Origin of the sequence: Allonocardiopsis opalescens (assembly GCF_003002095.1) — a bacterium.
Lineage (GTDB): Bacteria > Actinomycetota > Actinomycetes > Streptosporangiales > Streptosporangiaceae > Allonocardiopsis > Allonocardiopsis opalescens.
Window position 1 is genome coordinate 661,611 of the sequence record NZ_PVZC01000001.1, and the last position, 16,429, is coordinate 678,039.

A 16,429-nucleotide genomic window follows, 5' to 3' on the forward strand; every position below is an offset into this window, starting at 1 on the left:
TGCCGCCCGGCGCACCACCAGCGTAGTTTGGAGGCACCGGAGCGCAGCGCTCCGGGGCCGCTGTGCGGCGCGGCGCGCCGCGCCGCTTTCGGCCGAGCGGACGGAGGAGTGCGTGCAGAGTCCCGGTCCGGTGTCGGAGCGCGGCGTGGCCACCAGGAACGCCCTGCTCGCGGCGGCCCGCGCGGTGTTCGGCGAGGTCGGTTTCGCGCAGGCGTCGGTGCACGACATCGTCACCCGTGCGCGGGCCAGCGTCGGCAGCCTCTACCACCATTTCAGCGGCAAGGGCGACCTCTACCTGAGCCTCTACAACGACTTCCAGCAGCGGCAGCAGGAGCGCACCCGCACCGCCATCCACGCCGCCCGCGCCCAGGGCCGCACCGAGCCGGTGCCGCTGCTCATCGAGGGCGCCCGCGCCTACCTAGACGGCTGCATCCTGGAGCGGGAGCTGTCGCGGCTGTTCGTCAGCGGCGACGGCCCGCCCGGCTTCGACGCGATCCTGCGCCGGCACATGCACGACTGGGTGAACCGCAGCGCCCGGGTGTTCCGGCAGGCCGAGGAGCCCGTCGACGCCGCGCTGCTGATCGTGGTCAGCGGCACGATGATCGCGGCGGTGGCCGAGCTGGCCCGGCTGGAGGACGAGCGGCGCGCCCGCGCGCTCGCCGCCGACGTCCTGGGCACCCTCGCCGGAATCCGGACCTCGCGCGCGGGCTGAGCAGGCGCCCCTTAAGGTCGAGGGGAGGGCCGCCGCGAGGGCGCGGCGGAGCGAGGAGGCGGGCGATGAGTGGCGCGGCGGGCCGCGCGCGTGCGGGTTTCGGCGGTTTCGCGGTCGCCTTCGGGCTGTGCGCGCTGGTGGGTGTGCTGATGGCGGCCAACGCCGCCCTGCACCAGCCGGAGGCGCCGCCCCCGCACGACTACTCCGCCCAGCTGGCCGCCCTGGAGATGACCGACCCCTTCCCGGTGTACGCCCCCGCCGGCCTCGGCCCCGAGTGGCGCCCCACCGCCTCGCGGGTCGAGGGCGAGGGCGAGGCCGTCACCTGGCGCCTCGGCTTCGCCACCCCCCAGCTGGAGCACGCCTCCGTCTGGCAGGCGGGCACGGCCGCCGAGGAACTGGTCGCCGAGCGCCTGGCCGAGCCGCGCCCCGACGGAGAGCTGAACCTCGGCGGCGAGCCGTGGACCCGCTACCTCAGCGGCGACGGGCAGCGCCGCGCCCTGGCGCGCGAGGCCGAAGGCGTCACCCTGGTGGTCGAGGGCACCGCGAGCCTCGACGAACTCGCCGAACTGGCCGGCTCCCTGCGCCCGCACAGCGGCTGAGGACGCCGCGCCCCGGCTCAGAACGGCGCCTCGGCCCCGTCGTCGGGCTCGGTGCGCTCGGCCAGCGCGGCGGCGAGCTTGGCGCGGGCGCCCTCCAGCCACTGCTCGCAGGTGGTGGCCAGGTCCTCGCCGCGCTGCCACAACCGCAGCGACTCCTCCAGGCTGAGGCCGCCGCCCTCCAGCCGCCTGACCACGGCCGCCAGCTCCTCGCGGGCCTGCTCGTAGCTGAGGGTGGCCTCGGCCGCCTCCGGCGCGCCCTCGCCGGTGCCGGCCGCCGTCTCGCCGCTCGCCTTGCCCATCGCGGTGCTCCCGCCCATGTCGGTTCCGTCCGTCCTTCGGTGTGTCAGCCCGTCGCGGCCTGGCCGTCGGCGCCGACCGCCTCGGCCGCCTCGCCGCCATCCGCCGCGTCGCCGGCCCGGACGGCGAGGGCGTCGTGCTCGAAGCGCAGCCGCAGCTCCTCGCCGGCCGCCACCTGCGCGGCCGAGCGCACCACCGTGCCGTCGGCCTGCTGCACGATGGCGTAGCCACGCCCCAGGGTGGCGGCGGGGGAGAGCGCGCGCAGCCGCGCCAGGGTGTGGCCGAGGTCCTCGCCGGCCCGGTCCAGCCGCCCCTCGAAGCAGCGGCGGGCGCGGTCGCGCAGGCCCTCGGCCTGCTCGGCCAGCCGGTCGATCTCGCGCACCGGGTCGGCCAGGGCCGGCCGGGAGCGCACCCCGCGCAGCCACGCCTCCTCGCGGCCCAGCCAGCCGTGCAGCCAGCGGCGCCCCCGCTCGCGCAGCTGGGCGATCAGGGCCAGCTGCTCGGCGACGTCGGGGACCACCCGCTTGGCGGCGTCGGTGGGGGTGGAGGCGCGCACGTCGGCCACCAGGTCCAGCAGCGGGCTGTCCTGCTCGTGGCCGATCGCGCTGACCACGGGGGTGCGGCAGGCCGCCACCGCGCGCACCAGCGCCTCGTCGGAGAAGGGCAGCAGGTCCTCGATGGAGCCGCCGCCCCGGGCGATCACGATCACGTCCACAGCCGGGTCGGCGTCGAGTTCGCGCAGCGCGGCCAGCACCTGGCCGACGGCGCGGTCGCCCTGCACGGCGACCTGCTCCACCCGGAAGCGCACGGCCGGCCACCGGCGGCGGCCGTTCTCCAGCACGTCGCGCTCGGCGGCGGAGTTGCGGCCGCAGATCAGCCCGACCTGGCCGGGCAGGAAGGGCAGCGGCCGCTTGCGCGCCTCGGCGAACAGGCCCTCGGCGGCGAGGGTGGCGCGCAGCCGCTCCAGCCGGGCCAGCAGCTCGCCCACGCCGACGTGCCGGATCTCCAGCCCCTGGAGGGAGAAGCTGCCCCGGTTCACCCAGAAGTCGGGCTTGGCGTGCACCACGACGCGGGTGCCCTCGGTGGGGGCGGGCTGGGACGCCTCCAGCACCCGCCGCTGGCAGACCACGCGCACCGACATGTTCGCGACGGGGTCGCGCAGGGTGAGGTAGGCGGTGGCGCCGCGCACGCTCAGCTCGGCGATCTGGCCCTCGACCCAGATGCGGCCCAGCTTGCCGATCCACTGGCCGATCAGCTGGTTCACCACCCGGACCGGGGCCGGCGACTCGGCCGACGTGTCCATACCCATGCGCCCGACCCTAGCCGCTGCCACGGTCAGCGGCGGCGTGCGGGACGGCGGCGGGCGGGCCCGGGAGGGCGCGGCGGAGCCGCCGCGCGGCCGCCGGCGGCGCGGCGCCGGCCGGGTGGGGACGGGCGCCGCGGGCCGGCATGCGGAGCGGGCGGGCCTGACGGCGTCCGGCACGGGACGGCGCCGGCGCCGAGCGGCCCGGTAGGGGGCGGGGCGGAGGAAGGGCCCCGGCCTGCGGGGGGCGGGCGGCTACTTGGCCGGGCCGGCCTGGACCTTCGCGATCCGGTTGTCGTACATCTTCAGGTACTCCGGCCGTGCCGCGTTCGCCTCCTCGTAGGCGCGCAGCTCGCGCACCTGCTCCAGGCTGAGGTTGCGGAAGCGGGCCCGGATGGACGCGACGGAGAGGGTGTCGTAGTTGGCCAGCGGCGGCTCGGCCGGGGCCGCGGTGGGGGCCTCGGGGTCGGCGACGGCGGCCGGTGCCGGGTCCGCGACGGGGTCGGCCGCGGGCTCGGGCTCCGGCGCGGTGGCGGCGGGAGCGGGGTCCGCCGCGACGGCGGCCTCGGACTTCGCCTCCGCCTTCGCGGCCGTGTCCGCCTCGGTCGCGGCGCCCGCCGGGGCGGCCGTGCCGGTGGAGCTCGCGGTGTCGGCGGCGACGTCGACCGTGCCGGCGGGGGCCGGCGCGGGGGCGGCGGTGGCGGTGTCGGCGGCCGTGTCGGTGGCGGGTGCGACCGTGTCGGTCGACGCCGTCGCCGGGGCGGGGGTGCTCGCGGTGGTCGGCTTGGCAGCCGGTTCGGCGGCCGCGGAATCCTTGGCGGGGGTGTCGGTGCGGCCCAGGAGCTTGGCGAAGCCGATCTTCACCGAGTCCAGGACTCCCTTGAGTCCGGCGTTAGGCATGAATGCTGTGCTCCTTATACGCGTGTACGGGTCACGGTTATAGCGTGGCTACTGTGCCGGGAGGTACGGATTCGCGCCGTTTCGATGGTTTGCCGTCCACTGTGCCGTATCTCACGGCTCCGCGCCGCCCCGTCGCCTCCTCGAACCTGCACCATTTTGGTTTCCTGCGCGTCTCGGCGCCGCTCGCCGCGCGGGATGCGCGGCGGCCGACCTGCCGAACGCCCTCCGTTCGGCGCCAGCACCTAGGATGGGGATCATGTCTGCTGTGTCTGCCGCTTCAGCCGCTACGACCGAGCCGTCCGAGTCCGTGGCGCCGGCCGCGACCGCCGACCCCGCCGCACCAGCCCGGCGCGTGCTGCTCGCCAGGCCGCGCGGCTACTGCGCCGGGGTCGACCGGGCGGTGCAGACGGTAGAGAAGGCGCTGGAACAGTACGGTGCCCCGATCTACGTCCGCAAGCAGATCGTGCACAACACCCACGTCGTGCGCACGCTGGAGGAGCGCGGCGCGGTGTTCGTCGACGAGACCGCCGAGGTGCCCGAGGGCGCCATCGTGGTCTTCTCCGCCCACGGCGTCGCCCCCGTCGTGCACGAGGAGGCGCGCGGCCGCTCGCTCGCCACCATCGACGCCACCTGCCCGCTGGTCACCAAGGTGCACCGCGAGGCCGTCCGCTTCGCCAAGGACGACTACGACATCCTGCTCATCGGGCACGAGGGCCACGAAGAGGTCATCGGCACCAGCGGCGAGGCGCCCGAGCACATCACCCTGGTCGGCGGTCCCGAGGACGTCCCCAACGTCGAGGTCCGCGACCCCGACAAGGTCGCCTGGCTCTCCCAGACCACCCTGTCCGTCGACGAGACCAACGCCACCGTCGCCGCGCTGCGCGAGCGCTTCCCCAAGCTGCTCGACCCGCCCAGCGACGACATCTGCTACGCCACCTCCAACCGCCAGACCGCGGTCAAGGAGATCGCGGCCGAGTGCGAACTGGTGCTGGTCGTCGGCTCCACCAACTCCTCCAACTCCGTGCGCCTGGTCGAGGTCGCCCTGGACGCCGGCGCCGACGCCGCCCACCTGGTGGACAACGCCGACCAGGTCGACCCCGAGTGGCTGACCGCCGCCACCACCGTCGGCGTCACCAGCGGCGCCTCGGTCCCCGACGAACTCGTCCAGGACGTCCTCGCCCTACTCGACCGCCACGGCTTCTCCGACGTCCGCGAGGTCGAGTCCGCCCGCGAGAAGCTCACCTTCTCCATGCCCAAGGAACTCCGCCGCGACCTCCGCGCCGAAGCCTTGCGCCTCACGGCGGGCTAGCGGGCCGCCCGGGCCGCGTCACTCCTCCGGCCGCGACGCGTAGCGGCGGACGGCGCGGCCCGACAGGTCCTCGCGGAGTTCGCGGATGTTGTCGGGGAGGCCGCGGAAGCAGGCGAGGGCGAGGGCGAGGGCGGTGCCGCCGAACAGCCACGGTGCCAGTTCGGCGAGGCGGGTGCCCATGCCGATGGCCAGCGCCTGCGCGAAGGCGCCGGTGGGCAGCGCGAGCAGGGTCTCCGCGAGCAGTAGGGCGACGAAGCAGGTCAGCGGCGGTGTCACGGCCATCCAGATCACGTCGCGCCGCCGCACCAGCAGCACCCCGGCCAGTGAGACGGCGACGAAGACCACTCCGATCAGCGTCGACGGCGCGACCACGGTGCGCAGCAGCGAGCCGATCAGCGCCGCGGCCGTCAGGATGAGCACGACGGCCAGCAGCGCCCCCCGCGCCGTCAGCCGGACCGGCGCCGCGCCGCCCTGGCCGCGACGTCCGCGCGAGCGCGGCGCGCGGCGCCCTGATGCCCGCGGCGCGTCCGCGCGCCCCGGCCCCCCGTGTGTCCGCCCTGCCATGGCCGTCCTCCCGTCCCCTCCCGCCGCCCGCCCCCGCGGACGGCGCGGGGCCTCGCCCCCGTATGTCTCGTCGTACCCGGTCCCGCCGGCGCGAGTCAGCGGTCGCCGTTGCGGCCGTACGGGACCGGGTCGGGCAGCGCCGCGGCGTCCAGCAGCTCCGGCGCCGACGGCACCCGCGAGCGGGCGTCGACGGCGTCGGGCGCGGCCAGCTCGTCGGCGACCAGCCCCAGGTCGCGCAGGCGCCGCGCCGTCACCAGCACCCGGCTCTCCAGCGAGCCGACCGTCTGGTTGTAGGAGGCGACGGCCCGGTCCAGCGCCTTGCCCAGCCCGTCGACGTTGCGGCCGAGCGAGCCCAGCCGCTCGTGCAGCTCGCGGCCCAGTTCGAACACGGCGCGGGCGTTCTCGCTCAGCGCCGCCTGCTGCCAGGCGTACTGCGCGGTGCGCAGCAGCGAGACCAGCGTCGTCGGGGTGGCGATGTGCACGCGGCGGGCCAGAGCGTAGTCGAGCAGCCGGGGGTCGTGCTCCAGCGCGGGGGCCAGGAAGGCCTCGCCCGGGATGAACAGCACCACGAACTCCGGCGCGGGCGAGAACGCCGCCCAGTACGCCTTGGCGGCCAGCTGGTCGACGTGGCGGCGCAGCTGCCTGGCGTGCGCGGCCAGCCGCTCGGCGCGCACCCGCTCCTCGCCTGCCTCCGCCGCCTCCAGGTACGCCGACAGCGACACCTTGGAGTCCACCACGATGCTCTTGCCGCCCACCAGCCGCACCACCATGTCGGGCCGCTGCGCGCTGCCGTCGGCGGCCACGGCGGACGCCTGCTCCTGGAAGTCGCAGTAGGAGTCCATTCCGGCCAGCTCGGCCACCCGGCGCAGCTGGAGTTCGCCCCAGCGCCCCCGCGCCTCGGGCCGCCGCAGCGCGGTGACCAGCGCCTGCGTCTGCTCCCTGAGCCGTTCGGAGCCCTCCCGGACGAACTCGACCTGCTTGGACAGCTCCGCCTGCGCCGCAATGCGCCCCGCGTCGGACTCCCGCAGCTGCGCCTCGACCTTGGCCAGCGTCTCGCGCAGCGGCCCGACCAGGTGCTCCACCGCGGTCCTGCGCTGGTCGAGGTCGTGCCCGGCGGCCTGGGTGGCGGCCCGCAGCCGCCCCTCGGCCAACTCCAGGAAGCGCTGGTTGGTCGCGTCCAGGGCCTGCGCCGACAGCGATCTGAACCGCTCGGCCAGCTGCTCCTCGATGTAGGCCGCCTTCTCCTCGGCGGCGGTGGCCTGCGCCCGCAGCTCCGCCTGGCGGGCCCGCGCCAGCACCAGGCCGACGGCCACCCCGACCGCGAGGCCCAGCAGCAGGCAGGCGAACATCCACAGCGCGTCCATGCGGGCATGCTGCCAGCCCTCGGCGCGCCGGGGGCGCACCGACGCGCGCGGGCGGCCCGCTCCGGCCAGGCGCCCGCGCACCGAGGGGCCGGACTCCGGGGCAGCCGGGCCGGTCGGGGCCGCCGGTAGACTCGCCACTCGTGAGTCTGTCCATCGGCATCGTCGGCCTGCCCAACGTCGGCAAGTCCACCCTCTTCAACGCCCTCACCAAGAACGACGTGCTCGCCGCGAACTACCCGTTCGCCACGGTCGAGCCGAACGTCGGCGTCGTCGGGGTGCCCGACCCGCGGCTGGCCCGCCTCGCCGAGATGTACGACTCGGCGAAGGTGCTGCCCGCCACCGTGCGGTTCGTCGACATCGCCGGCCTGGTGCGCGGCGCCTCGCAAGGCCAGGGCCTGGGCAACCAGTTCCTCGCCAACATCCGCGAGACCGACGCGATCTGCCAGGTGGTCCGCGCCTTCCACGACCCCGACGTCACCCACGTCGAGGGCGACATCGGCCCGGCGCGCGACATCGAGACGATCAACACCGAGCTGATCCTGGCCGACCTGCAGACCCTGGAGCGCGCGGTGCCCCGGCTGCAGAAGGAGGCCAAGTTCGTCCGCGACGCCAAGGACAAGGAGCGGGTGCTGGTGGCCGAGGCCGCCGCGGCCGCCCAGGAGCTGCTCAACGGCGGCACCACCCTGTACGCGGGCGCCGCCGCCGCGGGCATCGAGCTCGCGCTGCTGCGCGAGCTGAGCCTGCTCACCACCAAGCCCTTCCTGTACGTCTTCAACCTCGACAGCGGCGAACTCGCCGACGACGGCGTCAAGAAGCGGCTGTCGGAGCTGGTCGCCCCGGCCGAGGCCATCTTCCTGGACGCCAAGATCGAGGCGGAGCTTGCCGAACTCGACGACGACGAGGCGCTGGAACTGCTGACCGAGATGGGGCAGGCCGAACCCGGCCTCACCCTGCTCGCCCGCGCCGGCTTCGCCACCCTCGGCCTGCAGACCTACCTCACCGCGGGCCCCAAGGAGGCGCGCGCCTGGACCATCCCGGTCGGCGCCACCGCCCCCGAGGCGGCCGGCGTCATCCACACCGACTTCCAGCGCGGCTTCATCAAGGCCGAGATCGTCTCCTACGACGACCTGACGGCCGCCGGCTCCATGCAGGAGGCCCGCGCGGCCGGCAAGGTCCGCATGGAGGGCAAGGACTACGTCATGCGCGACGGCGACGTGGTGGAGTTCCGCTTCAACGTCTGAGCCCGGCGGCCGCCGACTGTCGGTCCCGCGTCCTAGCATCGCCCCCATGACGACGAAGGCGCAGGTGCGCAAGGCGGCGCTGGCGATGCCCGAGGCCGAGGAGGGCACCCATTTCGGGATGCCGTCGTTCTCGGTGCGGGGCAAGGGCTTCGCGGTGCTGGACCGGCGGGACGCGGTGCTGCTGCACCTGCCCGCCGAGGCGGTCGAGCGGGTGCTGGCCGAGTACCCCACCGGCGAGCGGCTGGAGCGGCGCGGCACGCTGCTGGGCGTGCGGCTTCCGCTGGCCGACATCGACGGGCAGCGGCTCAACGGCCTGGCCGCCGAGGCGTGGCGCCACCGCGCGCCCAAGCGGCTGGTGGCCGCGTACGACGAGGCGGAGCGGGCGGCCGGGCGGCCCGGCGGCGACCTGCCGGCCATCGGACGGCCGGCTACCTCGGCGCTGTACACCGCGGGCATCACCTCGCTGGAGCAGGTCGCCGAGCGCTCCGAGGCCGAACTGCGCGCGCTGCACGGCGTCGGCCCCAAGGCGATCCGCATCCTGCGCGAGGCGCTGGAGGCGAGCGGCCGCTCGCTGCGGTGACCGGGCCGGCCGCCACAGGCGCGTCAGGCCGTCCACGGCGGCCGACGGCCACCGTGCGGACGCGTGCGCCCGCCCGGTCCAGCCCCGCCGCCGCGCGGCGATGTGAAGCCCGCGGCCGGGCAGGCCCCTCGCCACCTCAGCGCGAGGCCGCGCCCGTCCGCTCCGCGTCCCGGGCCAGCGCGCGCAGCGCCTCGCGGGTGGCCTCGTCGGCCGGGAAGAAGGTCTCGACCGCGACCTCGTCCAGGGTGACGTCGCGCGGCGAGCCGAAGACCGTGACGGCGTACAGCAGGGACAGCTCGCCCGCCTCCGTCGCCAGCCGCATGGGCGTGACGATGTCGCCCGCGGGCGCCGGCGCGTCGCCGGACACCTGAGGGGCCGGATAGGACTCCAGTTCGGCGAGCAGGGCGGCCAGCGCGGGCTCGGCGGTGCGGTCCAGCTGCCGCCGCACCCGGCGCAGCGTGTGGGCCCGCCACTGCGCGGGGTTGCGCAGCCGGGGCGCGAGCCCGTCCGGGTGCATGGTGGCCCGCAGCATGTTCAGCGGCGGCCCGGTGAGCGCGGCCGGCAGGCCGGCCAGGAAGCGCCGCATCGCCCGGTTCGCGGCCAGCAGGTCCCAGCGCGCGTTCACCGCCACCGCCGGGTTCGGCTCGTGCCCGCCGAGCACCGCCTCGACGGCGGCGCGGGCGGCGCCGAGGTCGGCCAGCGGACGCTCCCGGTGCACCGGCGCGAGCCCGGCCGCCAGGTAGAAGGCGTTGCGCTCCCGCAGCGGGACGTCGAGCTCGTCGCAGAGCCGCTCGATCATCGCCCGGCTCGGGGTCGCCCGCCCGGTCTCGATGAAGCTCAGGTGGCGGGTGGACACCTGGGCCGCGATCGAGACGTCGAGCTGCGAGCGGCGCCGCCGCTCCCGCCACCGGCGCACCAGCGATCCGACGTCCTGCTCGGTGGTGGTCATGGCGACAGGCTGCCCGAGCGCGCGCGGCCCGGCAATGACCTCCCGGGTAATCGACGCGCGGCCCCGGCCGCACCCACCCTGGAGCCCGGCGCGCCGACCGGCCGCCGCGACGAGAGGGGACGACCATGACCACCGCCCGCCTGAACCCGGCCGAGGCCGTCGAGCGCTACGTGCGCTTCTGGAACGGCGAGACGCCCGACGAGCAGCGCAGGGCCGCCGCCGAGGTGTTCACCGAGGACGTCGAGTACCGCGCGGTGCCCGGCGTGCTCACCGGCGCGGAGGCGCTGATCGGCTTCCGCACCCAGTTCATCGAGCACGTGGGCGCCGCCACCTACCGGGTGCCCGCCCCGCCGGACCACCACCACGACCGCGCCCGCTTCGGCTGGGAGATCGTGCTCGCCGACGGCACCGTCTTCGCGGCCGGCACCGACATCGCGCAGCTCGCCCCCGACGGCCGGATCACCGCCGTGGTCTCGTTCCTCGACCGGGCGCCCGAGGGCTTCGAGCACCACGAGGCCGAGGCCGAGCGGGCCGGAGGCGCGCGGTGATCCTCATCGAGATCGCCCACCCCGCCGGGGCCCTGCGCGAAGAGGACCGGCGGCTCGTCGCCGAGCGCCTGGTCGGCGCCTTCCTCACCGGGGACAGCGGCCCCGGCTCCGCCCCCGAGGCGACCCTGCGCCGTGCCGCCACGATGACGCATGTGGCCTTCCGCGAGCTGTACGGCTGGCACCGGGGCGACGGCCCGCCGGACCCGGGCGCCGCCCCGCCGGTGATCGCGAGCGTCACCGTCCCCGAGGCGTGGCGCGAGGACGTCGCACCCTACGCGATCGGCGTGCTGCGCTCCGCCGTCCGCCAGGTCGACACGGCCCGCGCCTGGGAGCGGCGCGGCGGGGACCTGTGGGTGACGGTCCGCGGCGTTCCCGACGGGAGCATCGGCCTCGACGGCAGACCCGCCACCGCCGACGGTGTGCTCGCCCACATGACCGAGGAGTTCCGCGCCGCCCAGGCCGCCGGGACCGCCCCGCCGCCGCCGGACGGCACCCTGCTCGACCCGGTGTGCGGGATGTACGTCCGCCCCGGCAAGGGCTCGATCACGCTCGACCACGACGGGGAGACGGTGGGCTTCTGCTCGCGCGGCTGCCGCGACTCCTACGCCCGCGAGCACGGGCTCGCCCCCGCCTGAGCAGTATCCGGCCGCACGCGGGGCGCGGCCGGAGCCTGTGTGGACGGACGGCCCCCGGAGGGCCCGCCTGGTATCGGGCGGGCCCTCCGGCGTGCGCGGCCGTCCGCACCGCCCCGTCCCGCCGCCCGGACGGCGATCACGCCCTGTCCGGCGGGCAAGACAAGCGGACGGCCGGAACCGGACATCGGGTGCGAAACAGGGTGATGGGCATCGCGAAACGCCGAATTCATCTCGGCCAGTAATACATCTCCGGAAAGTAAGCCTGTGCGGCGCCGATCCATGGCGTAGGTTGCGAGGCGTCCCCGTGACGGCGCCGTCACGGGTGGGCGTCCCGCGCCTCGGGCTGAGAGAATCGAGCGCGGCCGCCGCCCGATGGCGCACTATGGAGGAGGGCCGGAGCGGTCGGCCCGTCCGCGCCGCCGCACTCCCGCCGCCGCGAGGGTTCGCGGACGTCCGATAGCGGGAATGAGCGGAGGCGGGATGTCGCGGAGGAGGGCGACCGCGGGTGGCCCCACCGGACCCGGACGGGGCGAAGCGCCCGGGTCCGGACACGTGTGCGCACCAACGAGCGGAGGGTGGCCTCAGTGAGCGGTCGGAGCGGGTCGGCTCCCGTCGTCGACGGGGACGGTCCGATGGACGTCCTCGACGCCCCACCCGCCCGGCGCCGCCGGGGCTGGTCGGGCGGCGGTGGACGCTGGCTCATCTGGCTCGGCCGCGCGGTGCTGTGGATCTTCATCATCGTGGTGATCGTCAACGGCGTGCGCGCCCCCTTCACCGACGCCACCGCCGGCCCTCCCGAGGCCGCGCCCGAGCAGGACCCCGCCGGCTCCTTCCCCGAGAGCGGCGCCGCCGCCTTCGCCCTCCAGTTCGCCGACGTCTACCTGAACTTCGACGGCGGCTCCGCCGAGGCCAGGGCCGAGGCGCTCGCCGCCTACCTGCCCCCCGAGACCGACACCCAGGCCGGCTGGAACGGAGCCGGGCGGCTGCGCGCCGACAACCTCCGCCTGGCCGGCGTCGACGTCGTCGACGAGCGTAACGCCGTCGTCAACCTGGTCGCCAGCCTGGGCGGCGAGCCCGTGCGGCTGGCCGTGCCCGTCTACACCGAGAACGGCGGCTTCACCGTGTCGGGCCGGCCGGCCCTGCTGGCCGCCCCGCCCGCCGCCGAACTTCCCGAGGTGCCCGCCCCCGAACCCGACCTGGAGCTCGAGGAGGAGCTCACCCAGGTGCTGACCGGCTTCTTCCCCGCCTACGCCAGCGGCGACCCCGCCCTCGACCAGTACCTGGACGTCGACGCCGCCATCTCCGGCCTGAACGGAGTGGTGGAGTTCCAGGAACTGGCCGACATCAACGTCCCCGCCCCCGGCACCGAGAGCGCCGCTCCCGACGGCGCCGTGACCGTCACCGCCACCGTGGTCTGGCGCCCCGCCGCCGCGACCGAGGCCGGCGGCGAGATGGTCGCCGAGGAACCCGCCCTCTCCCAGACCTACCGGCTCACCATGGTCGACGGAGACAGGTGGTATATCCGGGACATCCAGGCGTCCCCGCAGTCGTTCGGTTCGTGAATAAGGAGAGGCCCATGTCCGCCCTGCCCACCCGCACCGCCCCCCGGGGGGAGAGAACGTAGATGTTCCCCGACCTGCTCCAGGCGTCGCAGGACGCCGTGACGCAGCTGCCGCTGTCCGCGGAGGCGCTGCACACCCCGGGAGCCCACACCGGCCTGCTCGCCGAGGTCCAGGGGCCCGACACCTCGGGCCTGGCCAGCTGGCTGCGCAACTTCTTCGGCCCGCTGTTCCTGGTCGTCGTGTCGATCGTGGCCATCTTCTTCCTGTTCACCAGGGAGATCACCAGGTTCGCCCAGTTCATCATCCTGGCGATCCTGATCGGCGTCATCTTCTACGTCCCCGGGATCATCGAGACGACCGCGCGGGCCATCGCAGGCGCGCTCGGCGTCTCCTGATCGCGGGCCGCCTGCCGGGAAGGAGTACGCGGCGTGGACCTGCCCACGTATACGAGCATCTGGCGGATCGAGAAGCGGCTGTACAAGCTGTACGACTTCCGGCTGCCGATGCCGCTGCCGATCGTCACCATCGGCGTGTTCGTGGGCGTCTCCCTCGTGTGGATCCTGCTCATGCGGCTGGTCGGGGTGCCCTTCGAGCCCCCGATCGGCCATGTCGTGTGGCTGGTCCCGCCCGCGGTCCTCACCTTCCTCGGCACCCGGCCGGTGATCGAGAACAAGCGTCTGCCCGAACTCCTGCTCTCGCAGGGCCGCTACCTGCTCGAACCCCGGGTGTTCACCCGGCTCACCCCGTCCAGGGAGCCCTCCCGCGTCGTCATCGAGGCACGGGTGTGGCGGCGGGCCCCCGACGCGCCGCCGCTGCCGCTGCGCGCCGCGAAGGCGGCGGCCGACGAGCGGGGAGCCGAGGCCGCCGAGGCGCCCGAGCGGCGCAAGGGCAAGGCCGCCAAGCGCAAGCGCGGCGCCGCCCGGCGCGGCCGCGAGGTCTCCCCGGCGCTGGTGCGCGTCACCCGCCGCCAGGCCGACGCACCGGCGCGCCCCGCCGCCCGGCCCGCCCAGGAGCGGCCCGCCGCCGAGGCGCCGCGGCCCGCCGGGCCGCGTGAGGAGGCGCGCGCCGCCCGCCGCAGGAACGACCCGCCGTGGCCCAGGCCCGCCGGATGGACCGAGGAGGCGTCCGCCGCCGAAGAGGCCCACGGGCCCGCCGGGGTTCCGGCGGCGGAGGACGCACGCGCGTCCGGGCCCGCCGCGAGCGGTCCGGCCGCGCCGCCGTACGACGCGGCCGCTCCCGGCACCGACGCCGGCCGGCCGATCCCGACCGAGACGGCCGCGGCACCGCGGAACGGCGCGCGGCCCCAGGCCGACGAGGCGCACGGCGCCGCAGACGCCGAGCGCCGGTCCGCGACGGCCCCGGCCGCTCAGGCGGCCGCGCCCGGCACCCCGCCGCGGGCGGAGCAGACGGCCGCGCCCAGGTCGGCCGACGCAGGTCGGGCGGCATCCGGACACCCCGAGCCCGCCGGGTCCCGGGGCGCGGACGGAACGGGCCGCCGCCGGGTCTCCGATTCGCCCTGGCCCGCCACGTCCACCGCTTCGACGTCCGGACCCGCCTCCGGCGACGCCTCGGCCCGCCGGCCCGCCCCGGCGGATGAGGCCCCCGGCGACACCGCCGCGCCGCGGGCCCCCGAAGAGCCGCCGCACGCGGCACGGCCCGCCGCGCACGGCTCGCCCGGGCCCGCCGAACCCCGGGGCGCCGGTGACGTCCGCGCGGCCCACGCTTCCACGCCCCCGGCCCCCGCCGCGTCCGAGCCGTCGCCCGCCCGCGGGCCCGCCGAGCCCTGGGGCGGCGTCCGCGCGGACGCCGCCCCGACCGCCGCGGCCGGCCAGGCTCCCGCCGAGCCGCCCTCGGGCACGGACGACCGTGCCGAGCGCGGCGAGGCTGCGCCCAAGGGCGCCCGCAGCGTCGTCGACCGCGCCCGGCAGGCCAATATCCGCCGCCGCGCCGACCGCAGGGGCGAGCTGCACCCGGCCGCCGCCGCCCAGCTGGGCGAGGCGCCCGCGGCACCGCCCGAAACCGAGCCCGCCCGGCCCGCCGCCCAGGAGCGCGGCACCGCCGCGCCCGCGCGGCCGGCCGCCGAGCGCGCCGACGCCGCCGCCCGGCCCGCCGAACCGGCCGCCCCGGCCGAGCCCGCGCGCCCCGCCGAGCGGTCCCGGATGCGCCAGCTCTTCCCCGAGCGGCCCGCCCGCACCGGCACCCCGGCCGACGCCGCCGAGCCCGCACCGCCCGCCGCCGAGCGCCCGGCCGCCTCGGCCCGGCCGCCGGCGCCCCCCGCCGACCCGGGCCGCCCCCGTACCGGACGCGCCAAGCCCGCCTGGACCGAGCGCCCGCTGCCCTGGGAGGCGCCGCAGCGCGAACCCGCCGAGGGCGGCGAGCGCCCGGCGCGGCCGCAGGCCGAGCGCCCGGCCGACCCGGCGGTCGAGATCGACCACGGCACCGGCGAACTCGACTCCATGCGCCGCGAGCCGCGCCGCGACAACCCCGCCGCCAAGCAGGCGCCGAGGCGCCGCACCGGGCCGGCCGAACGCGCCTGGCCCGCCCCCGGCACCCCCGCTCCGCCCGCCGAGCCCGAGGTCGAGATCGACGTGGTCGGCACCGAAGCGTCCGGCACCGCCGAACCGCCGCCGCCCACCGACCTCGGCCTGCCCGCATCCGAGCGGCCCGCCCCCGCGCGCCCCGAGCCGCCGGCACCGCCCGCCCGCGTGCACCCGGCCGCCGCCACCACCGAGCCGCGCCCTTCGGCGCGCCGCGAGGCGGCCGAGCCCGCCGAGGCGCCGGCCGCCCCGCCGCCCGCCGCCCGCCGCGAGCGGCGCCCCGAGCCGCCCGCCCCGTCGACCCCGCCGCGCGGCAACGGCCGCCCGCCGGCCCGGCCCACCGCCGACCCCGCGCCCGCGGCCGGCCCCTCGACCCCCGACTCCGGCACCCGCGGCTGGCGCCGCCTCACCCGGATGGTCGCCGGGGGAGCGGGCCGCGCCGAGTCGCCGTCGGAGGAGCTGCGCCGGCTGCGCGCCCCGGTCGAGGGCAACCGCAGGATCGTCGTCCTCGGCTGCACCGGCGGCGCCGGCCAGAGCGTCACCACGCTCATGCTCGGCCACATGCTGGCCCAGTACCGCGACGAGCGGGTCGTGGCCATCGACGCCAACCCGGGGCCCGGCTCGATGTCGCGCCGCACCAGGACCGAGACCCCGGAGACCCTCACCTCCCTGCTGGCCAACGCCGACCGCATCGGCGGCTACCTGGCCATGCGCTCCTACACCTCGCAGTCCAACACCCGCCTGGAGGTCGTCGGCGCCCTGGAGGACCCCTACGTGCAGACCCTCGACGACCGCGACTACGAGCAGCTGATGGGGCTGCTCGACCGCTTCTACTCGATGGTGCTGCTCGACCCCGCCGCCACCGGCGTCTCCCGGGTGCTGCCCTTCGCCGACCACGTCGTACTGGTCGCCCCGGCCAGCGCCGACGCGCCCCGGGCCGTCTCGATGACCTTCGAATGGCTCGACGGCCACGGCTACAGCCGGCTGCGCGCCCGCTCCACCGTGGTCGTCAACGGGGTGAGCAAGCGCAGCCTCGCCCACGTCGAGGAGGCCGAGGCGGTCGCCCGGGGCCGCTGCCGCGCGATCGTGCGGGTGCCGTGGGACGACCACCTCGGCCACGGCAAGGGCGGCGTCACCGAACCGGGCAACCTCCGCACCCCCGCCCGGCGCGCCTACACGGCGCTGGCCGGCGTGGTGGTGGCCGGCCTCGCCAGGCAGCCCGCCCCGCCGCTGCCCGCACCGCCCCCAGACGCCGAGCAGGAGCCGTCCGAGCCGCCGTCCCCCGCCGGCGGCCGACACCAGGAGGTCTCGCGATGAACACTCCGCCCC

Annotated in this window: 16 protein-coding genes; 10 read left to right on the forward strand and 6 right to left on the reverse strand. The window is 76.7% G+C overall.

The features are described from left to right. The first annotated feature begins 112 nt into the window (after window positions 1-112). Together CLV72_RS02530 and CLV72_RS02535 are read left to right on the forward strand one after the other, a co-directional pair. The gene (locus tag CLV72_RS02530; RefSeq protein WP_106238466.1) at window positions 113-712 is read left to right on the forward strand and encodes a TetR/AcrR family transcriptional regulator; all 600 of its coding nucleotides are present in this window, start codon (window positions 113-115) and stop codon (window positions 710-712) included. A gap of 65 nt (window positions 713-777) precedes the next feature. Then, window positions 778-1,311, forward strand: a complete 534-nt coding sequence (locus tag CLV72_RS02535; RefSeq protein WP_106238469.1) for a DUF4245 domain-containing protein — start codon at window positions 778-780, stop codon at window positions 1,309-1,311. Window positions 1,312-1,328: 17 nt separating this feature from the next. Here CLV72_RS02535 and CLV72_RS02540 read toward each other — a convergent pair whose 3' ends face one another. The 3 genes from CLV72_RS02540 to CLV72_RS02550 form a co-directional block, all read right to left on the reverse strand. Continuing rightward, a complete protein-coding gene (locus CLV72_RS02540) occupies window positions 1,329-1,610 on the reverse strand; it encodes an exodeoxyribonuclease VII small subunit (protein WP_106241118.1) in 282 nt (93 codons plus the stop codon). Between the two features lie 44 nt (window positions 1,611-1,654). Beyond that, on the reverse strand, window positions 1,655-2,917 hold the full coding sequence (xseA, locus tag CLV72_RS02545; protein WP_106238473.1) for an exodeoxyribonuclease VII large subunit: 1,263 nt from the start codon (window positions 2,915-2,917) through the stop codon (window positions 1,655-1,657). Window positions 2,918-3,166: 249 nt separating this feature from the next. Next, complete coding sequence (locus CLV72_RS02550) at window positions 3,167-3,811, reverse strand: hypothetical protein (protein WP_106238477.1); 645 nt, start codon at window positions 3,809-3,811, stop codon at window positions 3,167-3,169. Window positions 3,812-4,067: 256 nt separating this feature from the next. On the opposite strand from CLV72_RS02550, the gene CLV72_RS02555 reads away from it, so the two are divergent. Next, the gene (locus tag CLV72_RS02555) at window positions 4,068-5,120 is read left to right on the forward strand and encodes a 4-hydroxy-3-methylbut-2-enyl diphosphate reductase (RefSeq protein ID WP_170140847.1); all 1,053 of its coding nucleotides are present in this window, start codon (window positions 4,068-4,070) and stop codon (window positions 5,118-5,120) included. A gap of 18 nt (window positions 5,121-5,138) precedes the next feature. On the opposite strand, the gene CLV72_RS02560 is transcribed toward CLV72_RS02555, so the two are convergent. Both CLV72_RS02560 and CLV72_RS02565 read right to left on the reverse strand, forming a co-directional pair. Continuing rightward, a complete protein-coding gene (locus CLV72_RS02560) occupies window positions 5,139-5,684 on the reverse strand; it encodes a DUF6542 domain-containing protein (protein ID WP_245929822.1) in 546 nt (181 codons plus the stop codon). Between the two features lie 95 nt (window positions 5,685-5,779). Then, window positions 5,780-7,048, reverse strand: a complete 1,269-nt coding sequence (locus tag CLV72_RS02565; RefSeq protein ID WP_106241122.1) for a DNA recombination protein RmuC — start codon at window positions 7,046-7,048, stop codon at window positions 5,780-5,782. Window positions 7,049-7,188: 140 nt separating this feature from the next. Between CLV72_RS02565 and ychF the strand changes: the two genes are divergently transcribed. Both ychF and CLV72_RS02575 read left to right on the forward strand, forming a co-directional pair. Further along, window positions 7,189-8,289 carry a redox-regulated ATPase YchF gene (ychF, locus tag CLV72_RS02570; protein ID WP_106238487.1) on the forward strand — a complete coding sequence of 367 codons (1,101 nt, stop codon included), beginning with the start codon at window positions 7,189-7,191 and terminating at the stop codon, window positions 8,287-8,289. 46 nt (window positions 8,290-8,335) lie between these two features. Further along, a complete protein-coding gene (locus tag CLV72_RS02575; protein WP_106238490.1) occupies window positions 8,336-8,869 on the forward strand; it encodes an MmcQ/YjbR family DNA-binding protein in 534 nt (177 codons plus the stop codon). 136 nt (window positions 8,870-9,005) lie between these two features. On the opposite strand, the gene CLV72_RS02580 is transcribed toward CLV72_RS02575, so the two are convergent. Continuing rightward, window positions 9,006-9,818, reverse strand: coding sequence for a helix-turn-helix domain-containing protein (locus CLV72_RS02580; protein WP_106238494.1), 813 nt, complete (start codon window positions 9,816-9,818; stop codon window positions 9,006-9,008). A 125-nt stretch (window positions 9,819-9,943) separates the two neighbouring features. Here CLV72_RS02580 and CLV72_RS02585 point away from each other — a divergent pair, with 125 nt between their 5' ends. The 5 genes from CLV72_RS02585 (at window position 9,944) to CLV72_RS02605 (ending at window position 16,417) form a co-directional block, all read left to right on the forward strand. Continuing rightward, window positions 9,944-10,366 (forward strand): nuclear transport factor 2 family protein, encoded by a 423-nt coding sequence (locus tag CLV72_RS02585; RefSeq protein WP_106238497.1) that lies wholly within the window; start codon window positions 9,944-9,946, stop codon window positions 10,364-10,366. After that, window positions 10,363-11,001 (forward strand): YHS domain-containing protein, encoded by a 639-nt coding sequence (locus CLV72_RS02590; RefSeq protein ID WP_106238499.1) that lies wholly within the window; start codon window positions 10,363-10,365, stop codon window positions 10,999-11,001. Before CLV72_RS02585 ends, CLV72_RS02590 begins: the two co-directional genes overlap by 4 nt. Window positions 11,002-11,633: 632 nt before the next feature. Continuing rightward, on the forward strand, window positions 11,634-12,563 hold the full coding sequence (locus tag CLV72_RS02595) for a conjugal transfer protein (protein ID WP_106238503.1): 930 nt from the start codon (window positions 11,634-11,636) through the stop codon (window positions 12,561-12,563). A 62-nt stretch (window positions 12,564-12,625) separates the two neighbouring features. Further along, window positions 12,626-12,958, forward strand: a complete 333-nt coding sequence (locus tag CLV72_RS02600) for a hypothetical protein (protein WP_106238506.1) — start codon at window positions 12,626-12,628, stop codon at window positions 12,956-12,958. 33 nt (window positions 12,959-12,991) lie between these two features. Beyond that, complete coding sequence (locus CLV72_RS02605; RefSeq protein WP_106238510.1) at window positions 12,992-16,417, forward strand: TcpE family conjugal transfer membrane protein; 3,426 nt, start codon at window positions 12,992-12,994, stop codon at window positions 16,415-16,417. Window positions 16,418-16,429 lie beyond the last annotated feature (12 nt).